The 23,799-nt window shown below is 60.2% G+C and carries 23 protein-coding genes and 1 tRNA gene; 11 read left to right on the forward strand and 13 right to left on the reverse strand.

Features of this window, described 5'->3' with window-relative positions; genetic code table 11:
- Positions 1-15: 15 nt before the first annotated feature.
- Entirely contained in the window at positions 16-813 is a 798-nt protein-coding gene (locus A0251_RS09635) for a Wadjet anti-phage system protein JetA family protein (protein WP_197461901.1), read from the reverse strand.
- Between the two features lie 180 nt (positions 814-993).
- Between A0251_RS09635 and A0251_RS09640 the strand changes: the two genes are divergently transcribed.
- The 8 genes from A0251_RS09640 (at position 994) to secF (ending at position 7,971) form a co-directional block, all read left to right on the forward strand.
- Entirely contained in the window at positions 994-1,284 is a 291-nt protein-coding gene (locus tag A0251_RS09640; RefSeq protein WP_062816636.1) for a hypothetical protein, read from the forward strand.
- The gene (locus A0251_RS09645) at positions 1,281-1,586 is read left to right on the forward strand and encodes a type II toxin-antitoxin system RelE/ParE family toxin (RefSeq protein ID WP_062816637.1); all 306 of its coding nucleotides are present in this window, start codon (positions 1,281-1,283) and stop codon (positions 1,584-1,586) included. The genes A0251_RS09640 and A0251_RS09645 overlap by 4 nt, the downstream gene beginning before the upstream one ends.
- Positions 1,587-1,863: 277 nt before the next feature.
- Positions 1,864-2,334, forward strand: coding sequence for an RDD family protein (locus tag A0251_RS09650; RefSeq protein ID WP_062816638.1), 471 nt, complete (start codon positions 1,864-1,866; stop codon positions 2,332-2,334).
- Positions 2,335-2,452: 118 nt separating this feature from the next.
- Positions 2,453-3,496, forward strand: a complete 1,044-nt coding sequence (gene queA / locus A0251_RS09655) for a tRNA preQ1(34) S-adenosylmethionine ribosyltransferase-isomerase QueA (protein ID WP_062816831.1) — start codon at positions 2,453-2,455, stop codon at positions 3,494-3,496.
- A gap of 9 nt (positions 3,497-3,505) precedes the next feature.
- A complete protein-coding gene (gene tgt / locus A0251_RS09660) occupies positions 3,506-4,618 on the forward strand; it encodes a tRNA guanosine(34) transglycosylase Tgt (RefSeq protein WP_062816639.1) in 1,113 nt (370 codons plus the stop codon).
- A 54-nt stretch (positions 4,619-4,672) separates the two neighbouring features.
- Positions 4,673-5,029 (forward strand): preprotein translocase subunit YajC, encoded by a 357-nt coding sequence (gene yajC, locus A0251_RS09665; protein ID WP_231865998.1) that lies wholly within the window; start codon positions 4,673-4,675, stop codon positions 5,027-5,029.
- A 124-nt stretch (positions 5,030-5,153) separates the two neighbouring features.
- On the forward strand, positions 5,154-7,034 hold the full coding sequence (gene secD / locus A0251_RS09670) for a protein translocase subunit SecD (RefSeq protein WP_062816640.1): 1,881 nt from the start codon (positions 5,154-5,156) through the stop codon (positions 7,032-7,034).
- Positions 7,035-7,047: 13 nt separating this feature from the next.
- Positions 7,048-7,971, forward strand: a complete 924-nt coding sequence (secF, locus tag A0251_RS09675) for a protein translocase subunit SecF (protein WP_062816641.1) — start codon at positions 7,048-7,050, stop codon at positions 7,969-7,971.
- A gap of 148 nt (positions 7,972-8,119) precedes the next feature.
- Here the strand turns inward: secF and A0251_RS09680 are convergent, their stop codons facing one another.
- From A0251_RS09680 to suhB, 7 genes are all read right to left on the reverse strand, one after another.
- Entirely contained in the window at positions 8,120-9,328 is a 1,209-nt protein-coding gene (locus tag A0251_RS09680) for a pyridoxal phosphate-dependent aminotransferase (RefSeq protein WP_062816642.1), read from the reverse strand.
- A 65-nt stretch (positions 9,329-9,393) separates the two neighbouring features.
- Positions 9,394-10,800: an amidase gene (locus A0251_RS09685; protein ID WP_062816643.1), complete on the reverse strand. Its 1,407-nt coding sequence runs from the start codon at positions 10,798-10,800 to the stop codon at positions 9,394-9,396.
- A gap of 66 nt (positions 10,801-10,866) precedes the next feature.
- Positions 10,867-11,838, reverse strand: a complete 972-nt coding sequence (locus A0251_RS09690; protein WP_062816644.1) for a D-2-hydroxyacid dehydrogenase — start codon at positions 11,836-11,838, stop codon at positions 10,867-10,869.
- Positions 11,839-11,873: 35 nt separating this feature from the next.
- Positions 11,874-13,160 (reverse strand): aspartate aminotransferase family protein, encoded by a 1,287-nt coding sequence (locus A0251_RS09695; protein ID WP_062816645.1) that lies wholly within the window; start codon positions 13,158-13,160, stop codon positions 11,874-11,876.
- A gap of 37 nt (positions 13,161-13,197) precedes the next feature.
- Entirely contained in the window at positions 13,198-14,337 is a 1,140-nt protein-coding gene (locus A0251_RS09700) for an isocitrate/isopropylmalate dehydrogenase family protein (protein WP_062816646.1), read from the reverse strand.
- 178 nt (positions 14,338-14,515) lie between these two features.
- Positions 14,516-15,970 carry an NAD-dependent succinate-semialdehyde dehydrogenase gene (locus tag A0251_RS09705; RefSeq protein WP_062816647.1) on the reverse strand — a complete coding sequence of 485 codons (1,455 nt, stop codon included), beginning with the start codon at positions 15,968-15,970 and terminating at the stop codon, positions 14,516-14,518.
- Positions 15,971-16,284: 314 nt separating this feature from the next.
- Complete coding sequence (gene suhB, locus A0251_RS09710; RefSeq protein WP_062816648.1) at positions 16,285-17,103, reverse strand: inositol-1-monophosphatase; 819 nt, start codon at positions 17,101-17,103, stop codon at positions 16,285-16,287.
- A gap of 214 nt (positions 17,104-17,317) precedes the next feature.
- On the opposite strand from suhB, the gene trmJ reads away from it, so the two are divergent.
- Both trmJ and cysE read left to right on the forward strand, forming a co-directional pair.
- The gene (gene trmJ / locus A0251_RS09715) at positions 17,318-18,091 is read left to right on the forward strand and encodes a tRNA (cytosine(32)/uridine(32)-2'-O)-methyltransferase TrmJ (protein ID WP_062816833.1); all 774 of its coding nucleotides are present in this window, start codon (positions 17,318-17,320) and stop codon (positions 18,089-18,091) included.
- Between the two features lie 49 nt (positions 18,092-18,140).
- The gene (gene cysE / locus A0251_RS09720) at positions 18,141-18,908 is read left to right on the forward strand and encodes a serine O-acetyltransferase (protein WP_062816649.1); all 768 of its coding nucleotides are present in this window, start codon (positions 18,141-18,143) and stop codon (positions 18,906-18,908) included.
- A 159-nt stretch (positions 18,909-19,067) separates the two neighbouring features.
- Here cysE and ychF read toward each other — a convergent pair whose 3' ends face one another.
- Positions 19,068-20,159 carry a redox-regulated ATPase YchF gene (gene ychF / locus A0251_RS09725; protein ID WP_062816650.1) on the reverse strand — a complete coding sequence of 364 codons (1,092 nt, stop codon included), beginning with the start codon at positions 20,157-20,159 and terminating at the stop codon, positions 19,068-19,070.
- Positions 20,160-20,342: 183 nt separating this feature from the next.
- Between ychF and A0251_RS09730 the strand changes: the two genes are divergently transcribed.
- Complete coding sequence (locus tag A0251_RS09730; RefSeq protein WP_062816651.1) at positions 20,343-21,083, forward strand: glutathione S-transferase family protein; 741 nt, start codon at positions 20,343-20,345, stop codon at positions 21,081-21,083.
- A gap of 82 nt (positions 21,084-21,165) precedes the next feature.
- On the opposite strand, the gene pth is transcribed toward A0251_RS09730, so the two are convergent.
- From pth to A0251_RS09750, 4 genes are all read right to left on the reverse strand, one after another.
- Positions 21,166-21,753, reverse strand: a complete 588-nt coding sequence (pth, locus tag A0251_RS09735; protein ID WP_062816834.1) for an aminoacyl-tRNA hydrolase — start codon at positions 21,751-21,753, stop codon at positions 21,166-21,168.
- A 14-nt stretch (positions 21,754-21,767) separates the two neighbouring features.
- Positions 21,768-22,409, reverse strand: coding sequence for a 50S ribosomal protein L25/general stress protein Ctc (locus tag A0251_RS09740; RefSeq protein WP_062816652.1), 642 nt, complete (start codon positions 22,407-22,409; stop codon positions 21,768-21,770).
- Positions 22,410-22,691: 282 nt separating this feature from the next.
- Positions 22,692-23,651: a ribose-phosphate diphosphokinase gene (locus tag A0251_RS09745; protein WP_062816653.1), complete on the reverse strand. Its 960-nt coding sequence runs from the start codon at positions 23,649-23,651 to the stop codon at positions 22,692-22,694.
- Between the two features lie 69 nt (positions 23,652-23,720).
- A tRNA-Gln gene (locus A0251_RS09750) sits at positions 23,721-23,796 on the reverse strand.
- Positions 23,797-23,799 lie beyond the last annotated feature (3 nt).

Genomic DNA, 23,799 nt, shown 5'->3' on the forward strand with positions numbered 1-23,799 from the left:
CGCAGCCCAATAAAATCAGCTCAAACACACCTGTGCATCAGTATTAACGATCAGGTCCGGGGCCAGGCGGCGCAGTTCGTTCTCGGCGCTGGTTTTCCAGGCCTTGGGTTTGCGCTTGATTTGCTCGATGGTGTTGCGGATACGGTCGCGGTGTTTTTCCACGCTGTCGGCAGACATGCGGATGGCCACGTCCGGCTGGAAGCGCTTCTCCATGAATTCGAAGAACTGGTCGCTGGCCTGTTGGACCAGTTGTTGTGCTTCCACTTCCTTCACCAGTTCTCGCTTGCGTTCTTCCAATTCGGCGATGATGTCGGTGAAATCAGCGATGATGCGCTCGGAATGTTCGTGGGCATCAAGTAGGTCGTAGACCTCACCGCGATCGACAAAGGCGGATAGAGCGTTGAGCGTGTTGCGAGTGTTGCGGTGGCGGGTGCGTACGCTGCGTCCGTCGAGTTCCGCAAGGGTTTGGGTGAACAGTCGCCCGGTGCGGCTGAACGGGTAGGTGGACTGAAAGGAGGCTTCGTCCTTGTCCCGTTTCAACCAGCCATGCTCCACTAGCAGATTGAGAATCCAGCCAGCTTGTTCGCGGTTATTGCGGAATCGACTGGTGTCGTCATCGCCATCCAGCAGCGGCGCCCGTTCCAGGGCTTCGCTGAACACATCGATTACCTGATCACGCTTGAGGGATTCCCCGTAGTCGGCCTGAGCGCTGTATAGCCGCTCGTGTAGCAGGCGCAGGCATTCGACTACCTGCTCGCGGTACTTGCCGGTGAGGGGCTTGAAAAACTGTGCGCGCTCGTCCGTGAAAAACATGGCTCGCTTATCGTGAGTGGCAAGCTGGCCATTTAATCAGGTTGTTACGGGGGCTCCAAGGGGTGGGATTGAAGGCAGCTCACGATGGCGCGGTCAGGCAAGGGGAGCTTTATATTGGCATTCGGAACTGAGATACTAACAAGGTATATACATCGTTAGTATTTTGTTGTGAGATCGATCATGAACAAAGAAGCGGTTTTCACCATGAAGCTGGAGTCTGAACTCCGTGCTGAATTTATTGCTGTTGCAGAAGCGGAGCATCGGCCTGCTTCGCAAATCGTGCGTGAATTGATGCGTGACTATGTTTCCCGGAAGCGTCAGGAGCAGGAGTATCAGGATTTTCTGAGGGGAAAAGTGGGCGCCGGTCGGGCTGAGATGTTGGCTGGAGAGGGGCGCTCCAACGACGAGGTGGAGGCTGACTTTGCGGCACGCAGGGCTGCTGCGGTGGGTGACGGAAAGGCTGATGCATGAGGGTGATCTGGACCAATCAGGCCCAGAAAGACCGTCTCGCCATCTGGGAGTATATCGCGGCGAATAATCCGGTTGCGGCAGGGGAAATGGATATGCGCTTCTCGGAGGCGGCCAGCTCGCTGACAGATCACCCCGGGATGGGGAAAGAGGGGGACGTGCCAGGCACGCGGGAACTGTTTCCCCATGAACATTATCGGCTGGTCTATGAAGTTTATCAGGAGACCGTCTGGGTGCTTGCATTGGTGCATACGGCCAGGCTATGGCCAAAGTCGATATCAGATAACGATGAGGTGTCAGACTGAGTCTGGAAGACGCCATGATTTTTCGCCGTTCAATGACTTGCTTTGGAAGCCTGCGCTATACTGCCGTCCGCAAGGGGTTCGGGTCCCATTTTTAGGTCATTTTCAGTGGGGCCAACAGCGGGGCCAACACCTTAAAAGGCTTTTTAATATTTATTGGATTCAGAGGGTTAGGGCGGTATTTGAGTCCGGCCTCTGTACCAAATGATAAAAAAGCCCGCTTCGCGCGGGCTTTTTTATGGGCGCAGCACGATGGCCCGACGCGGAATGGAGTGACCTGATGGAGAAGCTGCAACCTGCCGGTTTGCTCAAACGTCTGATGGCGTTGGTGTATGACGGTTTTCTGGTGATGGCCCTGTGGTTCGTGACCGCGGGTATTTTTGTGCTGGTATATCCCCATACCGGTTTGCCGGAAGAATCCATCAACGGTGTGACCCGTGCGGCACCGGGTTTTCTCAAAGGCATTCTGTTGCCGCTATTGCTGGTGGAAACCTGGCTGTTTTATGCCTGGTTCTGGATGCGCGGCGGCCAGACGCTGGGTATGCGTGCCTGGCGGCTGCAGGTGCAGGATTATCGGGGTGGGTCGGTCAAGCTGTGGCAGACCGTGGTCCGTTTTCTGGGCGCCTGTGTTTCCTGGGCGCTATTCGGCGCCGGTTATCTGGTGGTGCTGATTGCTCCTCACCAGACACTGCACGACCGCCTGTCCGCCACTGCCACAGTGGAATTGCCGAAAAAGCCGAAGAAGAGCTGATTTCCCCCTCGCACTTTATTCGCGAGGCCGCCGTAGAGGTCTTGATGAAGGGTGTTTTTTCCTCGTGGCAGAGCAGGTATCCTTGCCACCCCCAATAGCTTCCGTGCCGGTACAGTACGTGAACGTCGACGATTTTGATTTTGCTCTCCCGGACGGGCTGATTGCCCGCCACCCGCCTGCCGAGCGACGCGATGCCCGCTTGCTGGCTCTCACCCGTGATGCCCTCCAGCATCAGCAATTCCCGGATCTGCTTTCTCACGTGCGGCCCGGCGATCTGCTGATTTTTAACGATACCCGGGTGATCCCCGCTCGTCTGTTCGGTCAGAAGGAAAGCGGCGGCAAGGTGGAAGTCCTGATCGAGCGGGTGGTGGATGACCGTGAGGCGCTGGCCCATGTGCGGGCTTCCAAATCGCCGAAGCCGGGTTCCTGGCTGCAGTTTGATGACGGCGTGCGAGCCCAGGTCACTGGCCGCCGGGATGCCCTGTTCATTCTTGCGTTCCATGGCTGTGACACCTTGCTCGCGGCGCTCGAGCGTATCGGTCACGTACCGTTGCCGCCTTACATCGACCGGCCGGATGAAGCCGGGGACATGGAGCGCTACCAGACCGTCTATGCCAGGGAGCCGGGCGCCGTGGCGGCGCCCACCGCCGGCCTGCATTTTGATGACGAGATGCTGGCGGCGCTGGAGCAGCACGGGGTGGATATCGGTTTCGTCACCCTCCATGTAGGCGCGGGGACCTTCCAGCCGGTGCGGGTGGACAAGGTGGAAGACCACCACATGCACAGTGAGCGCTACCAGATCCCCGATTCCCTGGTGGAGCAGGTGGCGCAGGCCCACGCCCGGGGTGGCCGGGTCGTGGCAGTGGGCACCACCGCGTTGCGAGCCCTGGAGGCGGCCAGTCAGTCCGGCGCCTTGATGGCGGGGCAGGGGGAGACCGATATCTTCATTTATCCGGGTTACCGTTTCCGGCTGGTGGATTGCCTGGTCACCAATTTCCATCTTCCCAAATCCACCCTGCTGATGCTGATTAGTGCCTTTGCGGGCCGCGAACGGGTCATGGCTGCTTACCAGGCGGCCATTGATGCGCAGTACCGGTTTTTCAGCTATGGCGATGCCATGTTTATCGAGCGGGTGGAGATGCCTCCCGCAGAGGGGCGTTAAATGTCTCGAATGCACTTTTCTCTCAGCGGCACCGATGGTGCCGCCCGGCGCGGGCAGATCACCTTTCCCCGCGGTACTATCCAGACCCCCGCCTTTATGCCGGTGGGCACCTATGGCACCGTCAAGGGCATGTTGCCGAAGGATCTGGCCGATACCGGTGCCGAGATCTGCCTGGGCAATACCTTCCACCTGATGTTGCGCCCGGGCACTGAAGTGATCGAGGCCCATGGTTCCCTGCATGGCTTTATGCAATGGGATAAACCGATTCTTACCGACTCCGGCGGTTTCCAGGTGTTCAGCCTGGGCGAGATGCGCAAGATTTCCGAGCAGGGGGTGGTGTTCAAGAACCCCATCAACGGCGACAAGGTGGAACTGACCCCGGAAAAGGCCATGCAGGTACAACGCTCTCTGGGCAGTGATATCTGCATGATCTTTGATGAATGCACGCCTTTCCCGGCCATCGAACAACAAGCCCGGGATTCCATGGAGCTGTCCCTGCGCTGGGCCCGGCGTTCCAAAGACGCCCATGAAGGGAATGATGCAGCCTGCTTCGGTATCGTACAGGGCGGCATGTATGACACTCTCCGTCGGGAATCCCTGGCCGGGCTGGTGGACATCGGCTTTGACGGTTATGCCGTTGGCGGGTTGAGCGTGGGAGAGCCCCAGGAGGACATGCTGCGTACCCTGGGCAACTTGACGCCCCACATGCCTGCGGAGCGCCCCCGCTACCTGATGGGCGTGGGCAAGCCGGAGGATATCGTGGAAGCAGTCCGGCGCGGCGTAGACATGTTTGATTGTGTGATGCCCACCCGGAATGCCCGTAACGGTCACCTGTTTACCGCCGAAGGCGTGGTGAAAATCCGCAACGCCCGGCATCGTCATGATCTGGCTCCCCTGGAATCGGACTGTGACTGCTATACCTGCCAGCATTTCTCTCGCAGCTATCTGCACCATCTGGACCGCTGCAACGAAATGCTGGGCTCCCAACTCAATACCATCCATAACCTGCGTTATTATCAGCGCCTGATGGCTGGATTGCGGGGGGCCATTGAAGGGGGTACATTGTCCGCCTTTGTGGACGACTTCTATGCAGCGCGAGGCCGGCAAACCCCCGCGCTGTAGGGTGCAACCGGCTATTCGGGGCACCCTTCGCTTATTGAAAACTTGGAGTAATCAATGAAAATCGCAATGCGTTCCATCCTGGCCTTGCTGGCCACCGGCCTGATTTCCCCGGCTTATGCGGCTGCGCCTGCGGGCCCGGGCGGTGTGGAGCTGATCATGCTGGTGGTGATGATGGTGGTGTTCTACTTCTTCCTGATTCGTCCCCAGCAAAAACGCGCCAAGGAGCACAAAAACCTGGTGGAAAGCCTGAGCAAGGGCGACGAAGTGGTCACCAGCGGCGGCATCCTGGGCCGTATCAGCAAGGTGACCGATGACTTCGTGGTGGTGGAAATCAGCAATAACCTGGAAATCAAACTGCAGAAAGGCAGTGTCCAGGCAACCCTGCCCAAAGGCACCATCAAGTCCATCTAAAAACAACGGTCAGCCCCGTCCTGTACGGGGCTTTTTACAGGCTCAAAAAACCTGTTTTACCCGGGGGTGAGCGCGCAGCGCTTTTCATTCCCGGGCCCAAGGACCGGCAACACCGGAAAGTATTATGACCCGCTACCCCCGCTGGAAATTTTTCCTGCTACTGACCGCTCTGATCGTCTGCGGCCTGTACGCGCTCCCCAATCTTTACCCCGATGCGCCTGCCATCCAGATCAGCCACGCAGAGGCCGGTGGTGAAGTCACCGATGTGGCTCGTCAGAGGGTGCTTGGCGCTCTGGATGATGCCGGTCTCAACCACGGGCCTGGTGAGACGGTTGGTACCTCGCTGCTGGTCCGCCTGGATGACACCGAGGCACAACTTCGCGCACGGGAAATCGCGGCCAACCTGTTGGGCGATAACTACGTGGTGGCCTTGAACCTGGCGGCGACCACCCCCCAATGGCTGCGTGCTGTGGGTGCCAGCCCCATGAACCTGGGGCTGGATCTGCGGGGCGGGGTGCATTTCCTGCTGCAGGTGGATATGGACGACGTGGTGACCAGCCGCATGGAAGCCTGGGCGGGGAATGCCAAGCTGACCCTGCGTGATGCCGGGGTTCGCTATCGCAGCGTGGCGGTGGATGGCACAACCATTACTGCCACCTTTGCAGATCAGGTGGCCGCCGATGCGGCCCGGGCGCCATTGCGCCGCGCACTGGATAACTTTGCCATGAAGCCGGCGGGTGACAGCCCGGAAGTGGTGCTGACACTGAATGACAGTGCGCTCAAGGAAATGCAGGACTATGCGGTGGATCAGAACCGCACCGCCCTGAACAAGCGGGTCAACGAACTGGGTGTGGCGGAAGCCGTGGTGCAGCGCCAGGGTTCCGACCGGATTGTGGTGCAGTTGCCGGGGATTCAGGATGCGTCCCAGGCCCGCCGGATCCTTGGTCGTACCGCGACCCTGGAATTTCGCCTGGTGGACAACAGTGTGTCGTCTGCCCGCCTGCGCACCGGGGTAGCACCGCCGGGGCTGGAGTTTTTCCCCTTCAAGGGCCAGGAAGGCCGTATTGTTGCCTTGAGCAAGTCCAAGATCGCCACCGGTGACCAGGTCATTGATGCGCGTATGGGCTTCGATCAGCAGAACGGTTCACCGGAAGTGAATGTGACGCTGGACGGGGATGGCGCCAAGCGCATGCAGCGCATCACCGGCAAGAATGTGGGTAACCCCATGGGGGTGCTGTTCATCGAGACCAAGACCGATGTCCAGAAGACCACTGATGCCGATGGCAACACCGTGGACAAGATGGTCAGCACCACGGACAAGTACGTGATCAACGTGGCCACCATTCAGGATACCCTGGGCAGCCGTTTCCGCATCACCGGTCTGGACAACCCGGCGGAAGCCTCCGAGCTGGCCCTGTTGCTGCGTGCCGGTTCTCTGGCGGCGCCGGTGAGCATTGTCGAAGAGCGTACCGTGGGCCCGAGCCTGGGTGCGGAAAATATCGAAGCCGGCCTCAAGTCCATGGCACTGGGCCTGGTGCTGGTGCTGATCTTTATGGTGGTCTGGTACAAGGTGTTTGGCCTGGTGGCCAATGTGGCCCTGCTCGGCAACCTGGTGATCATCGTTGGCATCATGTCACTGATTCCCGGTGCAACCCTGACCCTGCCCGGCATTGCCGGTATCGTACTGACCGTGGGTATGGCGGTGGACGCCAACGTGCTGATTTTCGAGCGGGTGAAAGAAGATCTGCGCCGTGGCCTCAAGCCGTTGCAAGCCATTGAAGAGGGCTACGGCAAGGCCTTCACCACCATTCTGGATGCCAATATCACCACCCTGATCGTGGCGGTGATCCTGTTTGCTGCCGGTACCGGGTCGGTACAGGGGTTCGCGGTAACCCTGTTCATCGGCATTCTCACTTCCATGTTCACGTCCATCATCGGCACCCGTGCCATGGTGGAAATGATCTACGGTCGCGGTGCCCGTGCACCGGCCAAACTGAGTATCTGAGGCGGTGATGGCGATGAGTAAGGCAGAAATGAACGTCAATTTTATGGGTGCCCGGAAACCTCTGGGAATCCTGTCCATCGCGCTGGTAGTGATCTCTGTGGTGCTGTTGGTGACCCGGGGCCTGAATCTGGGCCTGGATTTCACTGGTGGTACTACCATCGTGGTGAAAAGTCCGGTGGATGTGGAGCTGTCGCAGACACGAGCGGATCTGTCCGAGGCCGGTTTCGGTGACGCGGTGGTCCAGCATTATGGTTCGCCCAAGGAAGTGAATATCCGTGTGGCGCCAAAAGACAGCGTGGATGCGGACAAGATCGGCTACGTGGTATTCGATGCACTCAAGGCTGAGAACAGTGATCTGGAATTGCTGAAGGTGGAGTTTGTCGGCCCACAGGTGGGTGATGAACTGCGTGATGAATCCGGTACGGCCATGCTGCTGGCCTTGGGCTTGATGATGCTCTACGTCTGGTTTCGTTTTTCCAACAAGTTCGGTGTGGCGACGGTGGTGGCCCTGTTCCACGATGTGATTGTCGTGCTGGGTCTGTTTTCACTGTTGCAGTGGCCATTTGATCTGACGGTGCTGGCGGCGGTGCTGGCGCTGATTGGTTACTCGCTCAATGACTCCATCGTAGTGGCGGACCGGATTCGAGACGAGTTCCGCAATACCCGGGAAACGGATCCGGAAGCCATTATCAATGGTGCGGTGAACCAGACGCTGACCCGGACCATCAATACCTCCTTGACCACCCTGCTGGTATTGGTGGCGCTGTTCTTCTTCGGCGGTGAAGTGATGAAGGCGTTTTCCGAAGCCCTGATCGTCGGGGTGTTGGTGGGTACCTATTCATCCATCTACGTGGTCACCAACATTCTGTTCATGATGAAGGTGACCAAGGAAGACTTCCTGATTCCGGAACCGGAAGAGCTGGATGAAACACCGTAAAAGCAGTGAATGGTTAACAATTCATCGTTAATAGCTAAACCTAAAAAAGCCGCGATTGTTCGCGGCTTTTTTGTTTCTGTAGATGCGAGTTACGACAAAACCGGTTTCGCCTTTCGCGACTCGCTTCTCGTGACTCGCACCTCGCCTTTTACCCGAAGTTCTGTTTTTTCATCCATGGGATGATGCGTTCAAAGGCTTCCTCGATCTGGTCCAGGGAGGTGGAATAGCTGATGCGCAGGGCGTGTTTGCCGGCTTCCCCGAAGGTGTCGCCGGGGATGGTGCAGACGCCGGTTTCACGCAGCATTTTCAGGGCCACATTGGCGCCGTCCACCCCATCCGGCAGCGACGGGAACAAATAAAAGGCGCCATCAGGCTGGTATCCGGTCAGGTACGGGGTCTGTTCCACCAGTTCCACCAGCCGGTCCCGACGATGCTGGTATTCCGCCACCATGCTGTCAATAAAGTCGTTGCTGCCGCGCAGGGCAGCAACCCCGGCCCACTGGCAGGGGGTGTTGGCCACCGTAGTGGTGAACATGTGGTAGCGGCGCAATTTCTTGATGGCGCCCTGGCTGCCGATCAGCCAGCCGATGCGCATGCCGGCCATGGAAAAGGTTTTCGAGAAGCTGCTGATCACCATCACATGGTCCAGGTCCGAGCAGCAGGACAGCACGCTGGGGTAATCCCGACCGTCATAGATCAGGTGGTCATAGACCTCGTCACTGATCACATGAATGCCCCGGTAGGCCGCTTCTTCCACGATGGCTTCAATGGTTTCCCGTGGATAGATCGTGCCGGTGGGGTTGCTGGGGGAATTGAGGACCACGGCAAAGGTATTCGGCCCCATGGCATCAATCACTTCCTGGGGGTCAAGCTGATGGTTGTTCTCTGCCCGGGTTGCAATGGTTTTTACGGTGCCGCCATTCATGCGGATCAGGGGGCCGTACAGCATGAATGACGGGTCGGGCACGATGAACTCCCGCCCGGGTGCGGAAGTGGCGGTGAGCGCCAGATAGATCGCCTCGGTGGCGCCGGTGGTGATCATCAGGTTTTCCGGCACCAGCGGGCGTTGGTATCGGTGGCTGTAGTATTCAGCCAGGGCTTCGAGCAGTTCCGGCAGGCCCGCGTCCATGGTGTAGCCGGTCTGCCCGGCGTTGAGGGCATCCACGGCGGCCTGGATAACATGGCCCGGTGGCTTGAAATCCGGTTGGCCAATGGAGAGATGGATGACATTGTCCAGGTCCGATGCCAGGTTCACCATGCGACGAATGCCCGGCACCGGAATGGTGAGCAGCGCCGGGTTCCAGATCGGGTCTTCGCTTTCGTAGAAATCCGTATCCAGATTGATATTGCCCATCATGTGCTCCTTCTTTTTGATGCGCAGCTTCTTCAGGCGGCGGCGACGGCGCGCCGCAAAACACGTGTCTAGTGTTGCAGCAATGGTGGCAACAGGGTGAATGGCTTGGCTTGCTCGAAGGCGTGCCCGGCGGCCAGGACCCGGGCATCGTCGAAACGGGCACCGACAATCTGCAGCCCCATGGGCAGGCCCTTGCTGTCCAGCCCCATGGGCACTGACAGTGCCGGCTGGCCAGTCAGGTTGAACGGATAGGTAAATGGGGTCCAGGTGGGCCAGCGGGTGCTGGGCCAGTCCACCGGTACTTCGCGGTTGGTGTCAAACGCCCCAAGAGGCAGGGTCGGAGTAATCAGCAAATCGTATTTGGTGTGAAAGACCGCCATGCGTTCGCTGACCGCCATGCGCTCGTTCATGGCGCCCAGGTAATCCAGCATGGAGAGTTTCTCGGCCTTGGTGGCGACTTCAATCAGCGCCGGGTCCATCAGGCTGCGTTGGCGCTCACCGAGATCGCGCATGGCATTGGCCGCACCGCTATAGAAAAGGTGACTGAACGCGGCCAGCGGATTGCTGAATCCGGGGTCGGCTTCAGTGATGGTGGCGCCCAGATCTTCAAATACCCTGGCGGCGTCCTTGAACGCTTTCTCGATATCCGGATCCACATCCACATAACCCAGGTTGGTGCTCATGGCGATTTTCAACCCCTTCATGGGTTGGTCCAGCGCCGCCAGATAATCAATATGACGGCGGGGGGCGGCCAGGCTGTCGCGGGCATCGGCTTCGCACATCACGTTCATCATGAGGGCGGCGTCCGCTACGGAACGGGTCATGGGGCCGGCGTGGGCGAGGGTGCCAAACGGGCTGGCGGGCCAGTGCGGGACCTCGCTGAAAGTGGGCTTGTGGCCGACGATGCCGCAGAAACTGGCGGGGATGCGAATAGAGCCGCCGGCATCGGTGCCAAGCGCCAGTGGGGCCATGCCCGCGGAGACAGCGGCGGAACTGCCGCCGCTGCTGCCTCCGGCGGTTTTGGATGGATCCCAGGGGTTGTTGGTGGGCCCGCACAAGGGGCTGTCGGTAATCCCTTTCCAGCCGAACTCCGGGGTCGTGGTCTTGCCCAGAGGGACATAGCCATGGCGCTCCAGAGCGGCCACCGCCGGGGAGCGTTTGTTCAGGGTAGAGGCAGGGTCGATGGTTTTGGAGCCTTTCAGGGTCGGCCACATGGGGGTGAGGAAGACATCCTTGACGGCCACCGGTACGCCATCCAGTAACCCTTCCGGAGTGCCTTGCTGATAGCGTTGTTCGGATTCACGGGCCCATTGCAAGGTGGTATCGCGGTCAATCAGGCACCAGGCATTCAGGGCCGGGTCATGCTTTTCGATATGGTCCAGCAGGTTGGAGCAAACCTCTACGGGGGAGAGGGCGCCGGTCTGGTAGGCGGCTTTCAGCGCCTGGGCGCTCATGGTCAGTAGTTCCTTGCTCATCGGCATCACTCCTGGTTGACGCTAATCCTGTGTTTCTCTGCGTAGGGCTGCGGTCAGGCTCTTGCCTCAGGCATTACTGACGTAGCCGTGCTCCTTGCTGACCGGGTTGTTGAGCGGTTCCCCTTTCTGCCAGCGTTGAAAGTTATCGACAAATTGCTGACCCAGCGCGGCTCGCCAGCCGATAAAGTCACCGGCCATATGGGCGGACAGCATGGCCTTGGGTTCATCCCAGAGCGGGTGGTTGGCGTGCAGGGGTTCTTCTTCGAACACGTCCAGAGCAACGCCGCCCAGATGCCCGCTTTGCAGGGCGGCCAGCAGCGCTGACGTTTCCACGATGGGGCCGCGCCCCACATTGATCAGTACCGCACCGGGCTTCATGCGCAGGAACTGGTCAGCGTCGAACAGCCCTTCGGTTTGCGGTGTCAGTGGTGCGGTAATGATGACGTAGTCCGCTTCCGGGAGAAGATCGGGCAGATCCTGTTGGGCATGCACCCGCTCAAACGCTGCATCCTCCCGGGCGTTGCGGGCGGTGCCCACTACGCTGACGCCCAGGGCGCCCAGTACGGTTGCCACTTCCCGGCCAATGGAACCGGCACCTACCACCAAGGCCCGGCTGTCTCGCAGTAGACGGGTTTCCCGGTGTTGCCAGCGGTGTTCCTTCATCAACGACAGGTTGGTGAGCGTGTCCTTGGCAAACAGCAACATGGCGCCGAGCACATATTCGGCAATACCCCTGTCAAAAATACCTCTGGCATTGGTGACAGGAATGTCGCTGTCACGCACTTGGGGAATCATCAGGGCATCCACCCCCGCGCTGGTGGCGTGTATCCAGCGAATTTTGCAGGGATCGGGCCAGACTTCCTGCAGCATCTCGGTGCGGAAATCGGTCACCAGCAAAATTTCCGTTTCCGGAAGGGCGGCTTCCAGCTCCTCCCGATGCCGGGCCTCGCGAACCTCCGCTTGCCCCGCAAGGGCTTCAAGCCCGGGCATGGAGGGTTCATCCTCGGCCATCAGCACCGTAATTACCGGTTTGCTCATAATGCGACTCTTTCACTTTCCGGTGGCTTTCGAATTCAGCTTTTGCAGCCTGAGCAGCGTTTATCCTGGTTCTTGCATGTGCTGGCAATCGCCTTGGCGAAGGTGCCCACGGCAATATCGATTTCCTCGCGAGTCACGTTGAGCGCAGGCAGCCAGCGAACCACTTGGCCCTTGTGTCCACAGCGGAGCAGCAGGACGCCATCTTTCTCGCAGGCCTTGAGAATGGCCGCGGCGTGTTCGCCGTCTGCCACCCCCGGGGAGCGGGTGATCTCGGCGCCGAGCATCAGGCCCTGGCCGCGTATCTCTTCGATACAGGGGAAATCCTGCTGAACGGCCGTGAGCTTCTCCAGCAGATAGTCACCCATCTCGCGGGCGTGCTCTACCAGCCCTTCTTCTTCGATCACGTCCAGCGTGGCGATGGCGGCAGCGCAGGCAACCGCGTTGGCGCCGTAGGTGCCGCCCTGGGAGCCCGGGTAGCCCTTGTCCATCAGGGATTTGCTGGCAGCGATGGCAGACAGGGGGTAACCACTGGCCAACCCCTTGGCGGTAATCAGGATGTCCCCGGACACCCCGCTGTGTTCGTGACTCCAGAACTTGCCGGTGCGCCCGTAGCCGGCCTGGATTTCATCGACGATAAGCAGGATGCCATGTTCCTTGCAGCGTGCCTGCAGGCCTTCCATGAAACGTTTCGGCGCCGGGTAGTAGCCGTACTCGCCCTGTACCGGTTCGATGATGATGGCCGCCGTGTCCTTGGGGTTGCACTCGGTGATCATCAGGTGATCGAGTTCTCCCAGACAGAAGTCCACGGTGGTGTCTTCGTCCCAGCCGTAGCGGTACGCATGGGGGAAGGGGGCAACCGACACGCCCGCCATCAGCGGTGCCCAACCGGTGCGCACCTTGTTATTGGAGGTGGTCAACGACGCCGCGCCCATGGTCCGGCCATGAAAACCGCCACGAAACACCACAATGTTGGGGCGACCGGTAGCCTGTCGTGCCAGGCGGAATGCTGCTTCCACGGACTCACTGCCGGAATTGGAAAACGCCACAGCATCCATATGGGCGGGCAGATGCTTGTAGAGCCGATCTGTCAGTTCAACCATATTGGGGTGTTTGACGGTGGCATATTGCGCATGGACCAGTTTGGCGACCTGCTCCTGAGCCGCAGCCACCACTTTCGGATGACAGTGACCGGTGGAGGTCACACCGATCCCGGAGGTGAAATCCAGCCAGCGGTTACCATCCTCGTCGTAGAGCCAGTTTCCTTCGCCGCGCTCGGCACAAATACCGCTGGATTGCACCAGCAGGGGGGACAGGTGACTCATAGTGCCTCCTTTCTGTTGTTGGCTTGCCGGCGCAGCGTCAGGCTGCCAGCCACTGGCATAGCCGTTGTCCGGTTTCCCGGGTGCCTGAAAAAGGGTCACCGTTCGCCTCGCGGGCCAGGTCCGCCTGAATCAGGTCATGCAGATGTTGTGCCGCACTGCCGATGGCCGGGTGATGGTGGGCCAGATTTTCCAGCAACATGGCCAGGCTCATCAGGGTGGCGCGGGGGTCGGCCAGGTTCTGGCCGGCAATGTCCGGGGCGCTGCCGTGCACCGGTTCAAAGAGGGCGGGCAGCGTGGGTTCATCCGGGTTCAGGTTGGCGGATGGGGCCAGCCCCGGCCCGCCGCACAATACCGCTGCCAGGTCGGTAAGAATGTCACCGTGCAGATTGCTGGCGACCACCACGTCGAAGCGCCAGGGGCACTGCACGAACTTCATGCAGGCCGCATCCACCAGCTCGTGGTGAGTGTCCACGTCGGGAAATTCGTTGGCGATGCGCTGAAAGGTATCCGTATACAGATCGCCCCAGAAAGGCTGGGCATTGCGCTTGGTGATCAGGCATACCTGGGCGTGCTTGCCATTCTTGAACTGACGGGGTGTTTCGCGCTGGGCGGCCCGTTGACGGGCCCGATGGAAGGCATGGCGGATCAGTCGTTCGGTGGCGCGGGCGGTAAACACCTCCACCTGGGTGGCCACTTCCTGAGCAGTGCCCGGTGCCAGCCGCCCGCCCTGGCCGCTGTATTCGCCTTCGCTGTTTTCGCGAATCACCAGCATATCCACTTCGCGGGCGCGTGGATCGGCCAGATACTGGGGCGCCCCGGGCAGCCAGTGGGCCGGGCGTTCGCAGGCCCACAGGTCGAGCTGTTTGCGCAGGGCCAGTAACGGTGCCAACGAGACGCTATCGGACAGGACAAAACGGGAAGGGTCTTCCAGCGGGCCCGGATCCCCCAGAGCGCCCAGCAGCATGGCATCAAACTCGCGAAGCTGCGCCACGCCGTCGCCGGGCATCATCTCCCCATGGGCCTGATGCCAGGCGTGGGACGGCCAGTCAAAGCGGGTATATCCTAACGGCAGCTGGTAGCGCTGGATCAGCAGGTTCAGGACCGCCTCTGCCACATCCGTCACTTCCGGGCCGATGCCGTCACCGGGAAGCAGGGCGATGTTTAACGCTTGTCCCATTCCGCCTCCTTATCAGCTGCAGGTCGCTCTCTCCACGCTGCAATACGGGCTGTCCTGGCAGTGGCGGCAATGGATGCCCGCGATGCAAGCCTGTGCGCGCGGAGGTGAAGCGCTCCGGTTTCTGCAAGCGATGCGTTAATGCTCAGCTTGCAGTGTGTCTCGTGAAGCTGTTGTTAGGTTAGCTACCCATACACAGGTACTTGTCTTCCAGGTATTCATCCATGCCCTGGTGGGAGCCTTCCCGGCCCAGACCGGATTCCTTGACGCCACCGAAGGGGGCGGCCGCGTTGGAAATCAGGCCTTCGTTGACACCTACCATGCCGCTTTCCAGCGCTTCGGCCACGCGCCAGCAACGGTGGATGTTGTCGCTGTAGAAATAGGCGGCCAGACCGTAAGGGGTGTCGTTGGCGATGCGAATGGCGTCTTCTTCGGTGCGGAATGGAATCACAGCGGCCAGCGGGCCAAAGGTTTCTTCCTGGCAGAGCTGCGCATCGGTGGTCACGCCGGTGATCAGGGTGGGCTGTACAAAGCTGCCGCCGCGCTCATGGCGCTGGCCGCCGGTAACCACCTTGGCGCCCTTGCCCAGGGCGTCTTCCAGATGCTCCATGACCTTGTCGGCGGCATCCCGGTTGATCAGGGCCGCCTGGCTGACGCCCTCCTCAAGGCCGTCGCCGACTTTCATGGCTTCGATGGCAGTTTTCAGCTTCTCCACAAAGGCATCGTGGATGCTGTCCTGCACCAGGAAGCGGTTCACGCAGACGCAGGTCTGACCGGTGTTGCGGAACTTGCTGGCCATGGCCCCTTCCACGGCCTTGTCCAGGTTGGCATCGTCAAAGACGATGAAGGGGGCGTTACCTCCCAGTTCCAGGGACACCTTCTGGATGTGTTTGGCGCACTGGGCCATCAGTTTGGAGCCCACTTCCGTGGAGCCGGTGAAGCTCAGCTTGCGGACAATGGGAGAGTCGGTGAGGGCAGTGGAAATGGCCCCGGCGCTGCCGGTAATCACGTTGAACACGCCTGCGGGAATCCCTGCGCGCTCCGCCAGCTCGGCCAGTGCCAGGGCGGAGTAGGGGGTGGCACTGGCGGGTTTGACCACCATGGTGCAGCCTGCGGCCAGGGCGGCGCCGGCCTTGCGGGTGATCATGGAGGAAGGGAAATTCCAGGGGGTAATCGCTGCGGTCACACCGATGGGTTGCTTGATTACCACAATTCGCTGACCGGCTTTGGGTGCCGGGATGGTGTCACCGTAGGCGCGCCGTGCCTCTTCGGCGAACCATTTCAGGAAGGAGGCGGCGTAGGCGATTTCGCCCTTGGCCTCGGCCAGGGGCTTGCCCTGCTCCAGGGTCATCAGCCGGCCCAGATCGTCCTGGTGTTCCATCATCAGATCATGCCAGGCCTCAAGAAGCGTGGCGCGCTGTGCAGCGGGCAGATCCCGCCAGGCAGGAAAAGCCCCGTGGGCGGCGTCGATGGCCTGGCGGGTTTCTGCTTCTCCCATTCGCGGTGAGGTGCCCAGGCTGTCATCAGTGGCCGGGTTCGTCACGGTGAAGGTGGCGCCGTCATCCGCATCGCACCAGTGGCCATTGATATAGCACTGCTGGCGAAACAGGGCGTTGTCAGTGAGGGTAACCGTCATCGTACATCTCCCGAGCTTTTTGCACCGTGTTGCGTATTACGCTAGCAAAGCAAGGAGAGATGTCCATGCCGGAAGCAAAAAATCGGTTCGGGGTCTAAGGAAAAGACGGGATGGCGCAGGGAGGGGTTGCAACAATACGGCTGTAGGGGCGCCGCTTGGGGCGCGAATGAGACGGAGCGAGTCCCGAGAAGCGAGTAACGAAAATCACAACCGAAGTCCGTATCGCCTTTCGCGACTCGCTTATCGGTACTCGCCTCGGATTTTGCCGATTCGCGCCTCAAGCGGCGCGACTACCGCGACGTCCGAAAGAAAATCTACCGACGCAATCCGTCGTTCAGGTGCGGTTTGATCTTCTGCAGCAACCCTTTGAAGACCTTCGGGCTGCCGGCGACGATGCCGCCGCTTTCCAGGAATTTGTGGCCACCGCTCAGGTCGCCTACCAGGCCACCGGCTTCGGTGATCAACAGGGCGCCGGCGGCCAGATCCCACTCGGACAGGCCGAATTCGAAGAAGCCATCCAGGCGACCGGCGGCCAGCCAGGCCAGGTCCAGGGCGGCAGAGCCCGGGCGGCGCAGGCCGGCGGTGGACGCGGCGATGTCGGCGAACATGCCCAGGTAGGCGTCCATATGCGGCGCCTGGTCTTTACGGAACGGGAAACCGGTGCCGATCAGACAGCCTTCCAGGCCGGGACGGTTGGTGCAGCGGATACGGCGACCGTTGAGGGCGGCGCCACGACCACGGCTGGCGGTGAATTCTTCATCCCGGTTGGGATCATAGATCACGGCGTGTTCCAGTTTCCCTTTGTATTTCAGGGCGATGGAGACGCAGTACTGGGGAAAGCCATGGATGAAGTTGGTGGTGCCGTCCAGGGGGTCGATCACCCACTGAAAGTCTGCCCCGTCACCCTTGCCGCGGATTTCGCCGGATTCCTCGGCGAGAATGCTGTGATCCGGGTAGGCCTTGAGGATGACTTCGATGATGCGTTGTTCGGCAGCACGGTCCACCTCGGTGACGAAGTCGTTCATGCCTTTCTTGCTGACAGATAACGGGTCATTGCTTTCGGCGGCACGACGAATCAGGTTACCCGCCTGACGGGCGGCTCGCAGGGCAATGTTCACTTGCGGCGCATGCATGCATCTGTCCTCAAAAAAGTTGTCAAAGAGCGCCGGCGGGCAGGGTGCCTTGCCGGGGCGCGGATTGTAGCAGAGCCGGTGCGTTCAGGGCAGCGTTGGAAACCGCTTAATTGCCTTTCCCGGGCACCTGGGCCTCTCGGGCGAGGGATAATTGGCAGTTTCTCATGATAACATTGCCGCCTTTTCCGGCCAGACCCGTGTACAGGTACCTTACATGCTAGAAAATGTGCGTATTGTGATGGTGGAAACCTCCCATCCCGGCAACATCGGTGCCGCAGCCCGGGCCATGAAAACCATGGGGCTGTCGGACCTGAGGCTGATACAGCCGCGGGATTATCCGTCCGTGGAAGCCACCGCCCGGGCCTCCGGGGCTGGCGATGTGCTGGAAGCTGCGCAGGTCTGCCAGACCCTGGACGAAGCCCTGGAGGGTGCCACCCTGGTAATCGGCACCAGCGCCCGCCAGCGTCGCATCCCCTGGCCGTGTCTCACGCCCCGGCAACTGGCGGCGCAATTGTCCCACGAGCCGGATGACACCCGTATTGCGGTGCTGTTCGGTCGCGAGGACCGCGGGCTCACCAACGATGAGCTGCGCCGCTGCAATCTGCATGTGAGTGTGCCCACCAATCCCGAGTACGGGGTCTTGAATGTGGCGTCGGCGGTCCAATTAATCAGTTACGAGCTGCGCATGGCTCTGTTGGGGGACGATTTTGATCTGAAGGAAGCCCGTTCCCGCCGTGAGGCCATGCCGTTGCCGGAGATGTTCTGGGATGAGCCGCTGGCCAGTAACGAGGCCGTGACCGGTTTTCTCGATCATCTGGAAAAGGTCATGGCGCAAAGCGGTTTTCTGAATCCGCAGCAGCCGGGCCAGGTCATGACGCGCATGCGCCGTTTGTTTATGCGCGCGCGACCGGACAAAATGGAAATGAGCATTCTGCGTGGTGTGCTGGTGGCGCTGGAAAGAAAAATGCCGCGGAATGACGGGGAATAGTTCCCGCTCCCCGTGGTATCCAACCGGTTACGCCTGAGACGAGGTATCTATGTTTGATCGAGTACGCGAGGACATCGCGTCGGTATTCCACCGGGACCCGGCGGCACGTAACACCCTGGAGGTGTTGCTGAACTACCCGGGCCTGCACGCCGTGCTGTTCCACCGCCTCGCCCACGCCCTGTGGAAACGGAACTTCAAGCAGCTGGCGAGATTTGTTTCCACTTTCGCCCGCTGGATGACGGGTATCGAGATCCACCCTGGTGCCAAGATCGGTCGACGCTTCTTTATCGATCACGGCATGGGCGTGGTGATCGGCGAAACCGCGGAAATCGGCGATGACGTGACGCTCTACCACGGTGTCACCCTGGGCGGCACCAGCTGGAACAAGGGCAAGCGCCATCCGACCCTGGAGGACGGTGTGGTGGTCGGTGCCGGCGCCAAGGTGCTGGGGCCGTTTACCGTGCACAAGAATGCCAAGATCGGTTCCAACTCGGTGGTCACCAAGGAAGTCCCCGAAGGCGCCACCGTCATCGGTATCCCCGGCCGGGTGGTCAGCAAGCCGATCACGGAACAGGAAAAGAACCGCCAGCAGATGGCAGAAAAAATCGGATTCCAGGCCTATGGGGTCAGCAACGATATGCCGGACCCGGTAGCCGAAGCCATCCACCTGCTGCTCGATCACATGCACGCGGTCGACAACAAGTTGGACCGGGTCTGCACCAATCTGAAGAAGCAGGGCATTCAGGGCTGTGACGAGAAACTGCCGGAATTGAAGGACGAGGATTTCGAGCCAGTGAATGCCGGCGGAACAGATTGAAGAGCCGTTTCATGTTGAAAGTTCAAAGTTGAAACGCGAGACGGTTTTAGTGTGAGCGGAAAGCAAAGAGGCCGCGCCCAATGTTTGGGCGCGGCCTCTTTCGTTTCAACACATGGCGAACTTGGCCCGTGTTTGAACTTTCAACTTTTAACTTGCGACTCAGACGTTAAACCGGAAGTGCACGACATCCCCATCCTTGACGATGTATTCCTTGCCTTCCAGGCGCCATTTACCGGCATCCTTGGCGCCGGCTTCGCCGTTATGCTCGATGTAGTCTTCATAGGCGGTGACTTCGGCGCGGATGAAACCTTTTTCGAAATCGGTGTGGATCACGCCGGCGGCCTGTGGGGCGGTGGCGCCAACACGGACGGTCCAGGCGCGCACTTCCTTCTTGCCCGCCGTGAAGTAGGTCTGCAAACCGAGCAGGTTGAAGCCGGCACGGATGACCCGGTTCAGGCCTGGCTCTTCCATGCCCAGGTCGGCCAGGAAGTCGGCCTTTTCTTCGTCGTCCAGCTCGGCAATTTCCGATTCGATCTTGGCGCAGATAGGCACCACGGAGGAATTTTCCTTTTCGGCCAGTTCGCGCACGGCGTCCAGCAGGGCGTTGTCCTCAAAGCCGCCTTCGTCCACGTTGGCGATGTACATGGTCGGCTTCAGGGTCAGCAGGTTCAGGCTCTTGATGGCTTTGCGCTCATCATCGTTCAGATCCACGGAGCGGGCCGGTTCGCCTTCGTTGAGAACGGGCAGCACCTTGTCCAGTACCGGCAGCAGGCCTTTGGCATCCTTGTCCTGTCCCTTGGCGGCCTTGGTGGCCCGCAGGTGGGCTTTTTCCACCGTATCCAGGTCGGCCAGGGCCAGCTCGGTGTTGATCACGGAGATGTCGTCTAGGGGGGACACCTTGCCGGACACATGGATCACGTTCTCGTCATCGAAGCAGCGCACCACATGGGCGATGGCATCGGTTTCACGGATATTGGCCAGAAACTTGTTGCCCAGGCCTTCGCCCTTGGACGCCCCGGCCACCAGGCCGGCGATATCCACGAATTCCATGGTGGCGGGCATGATCCGCTCCGGGCTGACAATGGCGGAGAGCTTGTCCAGACGGGGGTCTGGCACCGGAACCACACCGGTATTGGGCTCAATGGTGCAGAACGGGAAGTTCTCGGCATCAATCCCCGCTTTGGTCAGCGCGTTGAACAGGGTGGATTTGCCCACGTTGGGCAGACCGACGATACCGCATTTGAAACCCATAACAGACCTCCGTTTTTCGAGGGCGCAATGCTACTCAAGGCGGGTTCAAAAAGCGACCACCGCCGGGCATTTCGCGGCGAACCCGGGGGTTGCTGGCGGGACGACTGTACCAGGCGCTGTTGCCGCTACCGACATGGCGGGGGCGGGCTAGACTGCAACTCCGTCAACTGAACAAGAGTCACCATGGCCGAGCGCATCCTTTACCAGTTCCCGATCTCTCATTACTGCGAGAAGTCCCGTTGGCAGCTGGACCACAAGGGCCTGGCGTACCGAACGGCCAATCTGTTGCCCGTGGCCCACCGGGTGCGTACCCAGTGGCTGGCCCGCGCCAATACGGTGCCCCTGCTGCGCGACGGTAAACGCAGGATCAGTGACTCCACCCGGATTGCCTATTACCTGGAGAAATATTACCCGGAGCCGTCACTGTTGCCCCGGGCCAGTGATGCCCGCGCCCGGGTGATTGAGCTGGAGCAGCAGTTCGATCGCTATGGCGTCCATGTTCGGCGTTGGGTGTACGGCCAGGTCCTTGATCGGCCGGAAGTGATGAGAGCCCTGGTGGGCGATTGCGGCTTGCCCGGCCCCCTGGAACGGATGGCCAGGCCGCTGGTTCGGGAGGCCATCCGGCGCGGCTATGCCATCAATCCGCAATGGGTGATGCGATCCGAACAGCGCGTTGAGGAGGGCTTGGCACTGTTGGAGAGCGAGCTGAAGAAAGGCAAGGGGCAATATCTGGTCGGCGATCGCTTCAGTCTGGCGGATATCACGGCTGCCAGCATGATGGCGCCATTGGTGAGCCCGAAAGGTTCGCCCTGGGACTTGTTCGATGAAACAACACTGTCGCCAGCGTTGCGCAAACAGATCGAAAAATGGCGATCCCGGCCAGCCGGAGAGTGGTTGCTGGCGAGGTACGCGGAAGATAGGTAAGAATCAGTGACGAGTTACGGGGAGCGAGGTAGGCGCCGGTTTACGGTGTTCGAAACCCGCTGCTCGCAACTCGTACCTGCCTTTAAGCCTTGAACCCGTTGAGCCGGTTCATGGCCCCGTTCAAATCCCCACGCAGCATGTCGGCGGTGTGATAGACCGCTTCGTCGATGGCGCGGTCGATCAGGTCGCGATCGGCCTGGGAGGGCTTGTTGAGCACATGGGGGGTGACGCGGTCAGCGGAGCCGGGGTGGCCGATGCCGATGCGCAGCCGATAGAAATCACGGCTGTTGCCATGCTTGCTGATGATGTCGCGCAGCCCGTTATGGCCGCCATGGCCGCCGCCTTGCTTGAAGCGGGCGCAGCCGGGGGGCAGGTCCAGTTCGTCGTGGGCGACGAGCATCTGGGTGACAGGTATCTTGAAAAAGTTCGCCAGAGCGGCGGTGGCCTGACCACTGCGGTTCATGAAGGTCGTGGGGACCAGCAGACGAATGGTTTCGCCTTCGAAGGTAAAGGTGCCGGTGAGGCCGAAGTATTTCTTGTCTTCGGAAAGGAAAACGCCCTGGCGGCGGGCCAGGGCGTCCACATACCAGACGCCGGCATTGTGGCGGGTGTCCTCGTATTCGCGGCCCGGGTTACCCAGGCCTACGATCAGTCGAACCGGTTCCGCCACAGCCACAGTGCGTCTTATTCCTCGCCTGCGGCTTCTTCGCTTTCGCCGTCTTCGTCGTCAGCAGACGCACGAACTTTCGGCGCATGGATAGCGGCTACCGGCTGGTCGTGATCATCGCCCAGTGAGAGCTGGGTCAGCTCCACGCCCTTGGGCAGTTTCAGATCAGACAGGTGAACAATGCTGTCCAGTTCGACCGCTGCCATGTCCACTTCGATGAACTCGGGCAGGTTTTGCGGCAGACAGCTGACTTCCACCTCGGAAATATTGTGGTGGATCTCACCGCCCTGTTTCTTCACACCAATGGAGCTTTCTTCATTGATGAAGTGCAGGGGCACATTCATGGTGATCTTGTGAGTCTTGTCCACACGCAGGAAGTCCACGTGGGTCGGGTGGCCTTTAGCCGGGTGGCGCTGCATGTCACGCAGTACCGCCTGCACATTGGCGCCATCCAGTTTCAGGGTCAGCACGTGGCTGTAGAAGGCTTCGGTTTCCAGAGCCTTTTTCAGTTCACGCAGCTCCACGCTGATCATCTGCGGCTCGGCGTCGCCACCATAGATGATGCCGGGAACACGTTCTTGCAGACGACGCAGGCGGCGGCTCGCACCTTTCCCCATGTCGCTGCGGGCTTCTGCATTCAGCAGGAAATCATTGGACATGATATGTCTCCAGTAAGCTCTCGGGCGTCCCGCGACCAGGTCTGCCGGAGAGGTTGATAGAACCACGGAGGATTCCGCGGGGGCGCGATTATGCATGAAAAAGGCGTTGCGTGCCAGCGGAAAGGGCTTCAAGCCGCAAGCTACAAGCTGCAACACGGTTTGGCATCGGGGTAGCCCGGAATGAAAGAGGCCGCGCACAGGAGCTGTGCGCGGCCTCAGGGGCTTCAAGCTGGCAACAATTCATGCCGTGTTGAAGCTTGTAGCTTGATGCTTGCCGCTGATTTACACCAGTTCCAGCCGGTCGAACATGGCGCTCAGGGACTCTTCGTTGTTCACCCGGCGGATGGTTTCGGCCAGCATCGGGGCCAGGCTGAGCACGCGGATGTTGGCACAGGCGCGTCCCGCTTCAGACAGCGGGATGGTGTCCGTGACCACCAGTTGATCCAGGGCGCTGTTGGCGATGTTGTCGATGGCCGGGCCGGACAGTACCGGGTGGGTGATATAGGCGTAGACCTTGGCGGCACCATGGTCTTTCAGGGCCTGGGCGGCCTTGCACAGGGTGCCGGCAGTATCGACCATATCGTCCACCAGAATACAGGTGCGGCCTTCTACTTCACCGATGATGTGCATCACCTGGGACACGTTGGCCTTGGGGCGGCGCTTGTCGATGATGGCCAGATCGGCGTCGTTAAGCTGCTTGGCCAGCGCCCGGGCGCGGACCACACCGCCCACATCCGGGGATACCACCATCAGGTCATCGTGATTCTGACGCTCAATGTCCGCCACAATCAGCGGGGTGGCGTAGACGTTGTCCACCGGAATGTCGAAGAAGCCCTGAATCTGGTCGGCGTGCAGGTCGACGGTGACAACCCGGTCGATACCCACGGCGGTGATCATGTCGGCGACCACCTTGGCGGTGATAGGTACCCGGGCGGAACGCACCCGGCGATCCTGGCGGGCGTAACCGAAATAGGGCATCACGGCGGTAATCCGGCCTGCAGAGGAGCGACGCAGGGCATCGGCCATCACCAACAACTCCATGATGTTGTTGTTGGTGGGATTGCAGGTGGATTGCACGATAAAGACGTCTTTGCCGCGCACGTTTTCCTGGATTTCCACGGCCACTTCACCATCACTGAAAGTGCCCACATCGGCATTGCCAATGGGCAGGTTCAGGTGTTTGACCATGGCCTGGGCCAGTTCGGGATTAGCGTTACCGGTGAAAACGACGAGTTTGGACACTGGCGTCCCTCTTGAGTCGTGAATTTCGGGAGCCTCCGAGGAAAGGGGGGAGGGCTCCGGGCAAGAAAATGGCTGGGGTACCAGGACTCGAACCTGGGAATCACGGGATCAAAACCCGTTGCCTTACCAACTTGGCTATACCCCAACA

The organism is Alcanivorax sp. NBRC 102024 (genome assembly GCF_001602235.1).
Lineage (GTDB): Bacteria > Pseudomonadota > Gammaproteobacteria > Pseudomonadales > Alcanivoracaceae > Alcanivorax.

Excerpts from the sequence above, each read along its gene's own strand:
- A0251_RS09635 (WP_197461901.1), bottom strand. The coding sequence starts at position 813 with ATGTTTTTCACGGACGAGCGCGCACAGTTTTTCAAGCCCCTCACCGGC.
- A0251_RS09640 (WP_062816636.1), top strand. The coding sequence starts at position 994 with ATGAACAAAGAAGCGGTTTTCACCATGAAGCTGGAGTCTGAACTCCGT.
- A0251_RS09645 (WP_062816637.1), top strand. The coding sequence starts at position 1,281 with ATGAGGGTGATCTGGACCAATCAGGCCCAGAAAGACCGTCTCGCCATC.
- A0251_RS09650 (WP_062816638.1), top strand. The coding sequence starts at position 1,864 with ATGGAGAAGCTGCAACCTGCCGGTTTGCTCAAACGTCTGATGGCGTTG.
- tgt (WP_062816639.1), top strand. The coding sequence starts at position 3,506 with ATGCACTTTTCTCTCAGCGGCACCGATGGTGCCGCCCGGCGCGGGCAG.
- yajC (WP_231865998.1), top strand. The coding sequence starts at position 4,673 with ATGAAAATCGCAATGCGTTCCATCCTGGCCTTGCTGGCCACCGGCCTG.
- secD (WP_062816640.1), top strand. The coding sequence starts at position 5,154 with ATGACCCGCTACCCCCGCTGGAAATTTTTCCTGCTACTGACCGCTCTG.
- secF (WP_062816641.1), top strand. The coding sequence starts at position 7,048 with ATGAGTAAGGCAGAAATGAACGTCAATTTTATGGGTGCCCGGAAACCT.
- A0251_RS09680 (WP_062816642.1), bottom strand. The coding sequence starts at position 9,328 with ATGATGGGCAATATCAATCTGGATACGGATTTCTACGAAAGCGAAGAC.
- A0251_RS09685 (WP_062816643.1), bottom strand. The coding sequence starts at position 10,800 with ATGAGCAAGGAACTACTGACCATGAGCGCCCAGGCGCTGAAAGCCGCC.
- A0251_RS09690 (WP_062816644.1), bottom strand. The coding sequence starts at position 11,838 with ATGAGCAAACCGGTAATTACGGTGCTGATGGCCGAGGATGAACCCTCC.
- A0251_RS09695 (WP_062816645.1), bottom strand. The coding sequence starts at position 13,160 with ATGAGTCACCTGTCCCCCCTGCTGGTGCAATCCAGCGGTATTTGTGCC.
- A0251_RS09700 (WP_062816646.1), bottom strand. The coding sequence starts at position 14,337 with ATGGGACAAGCGTTAAACATCGCCCTGCTTCCCGGTGACGGCATCGGC.
- A0251_RS09705 (WP_062816647.1), bottom strand. The coding sequence starts at position 15,970 with ATGACGGTTACCCTCACTGACAACGCCCTGTTTCGCCAGCAGTGCTAT.
- suhB (WP_062816648.1), bottom strand. The coding sequence starts at position 17,103 with ATGCATGCGCCGCAAGTGAACATTGCCCTGCGAGCCGCCCGTCAGGCG.
- trmJ (WP_062816833.1), top strand. The coding sequence starts at position 17,318 with ATGCTAGAAAATGTGCGTATTGTGATGGTGGAAACCTCCCATCCCGGC.
- cysE (WP_062816649.1), top strand. The coding sequence starts at position 18,141 with ATGTTTGATCGAGTACGCGAGGACATCGCGTCGGTATTCCACCGGGAC.
- ychF (WP_062816650.1), bottom strand. The coding sequence starts at position 20,159 with ATGGGTTTCAAATGCGGTATCGTCGGTCTGCCCAACGTGGGCAAATCC.
- A0251_RS09730 (WP_062816651.1), top strand. The coding sequence starts at position 20,343 with ATGGCCGAGCGCATCCTTTACCAGTTCCCGATCTCTCATTACTGCGAG.
- A0251_RS09740 (WP_062816652.1), bottom strand. The coding sequence starts at position 22,409 with ATGTCCAATGATTTCCTGCTGAATGCAGAAGCCCGCAGCGACATGGGG.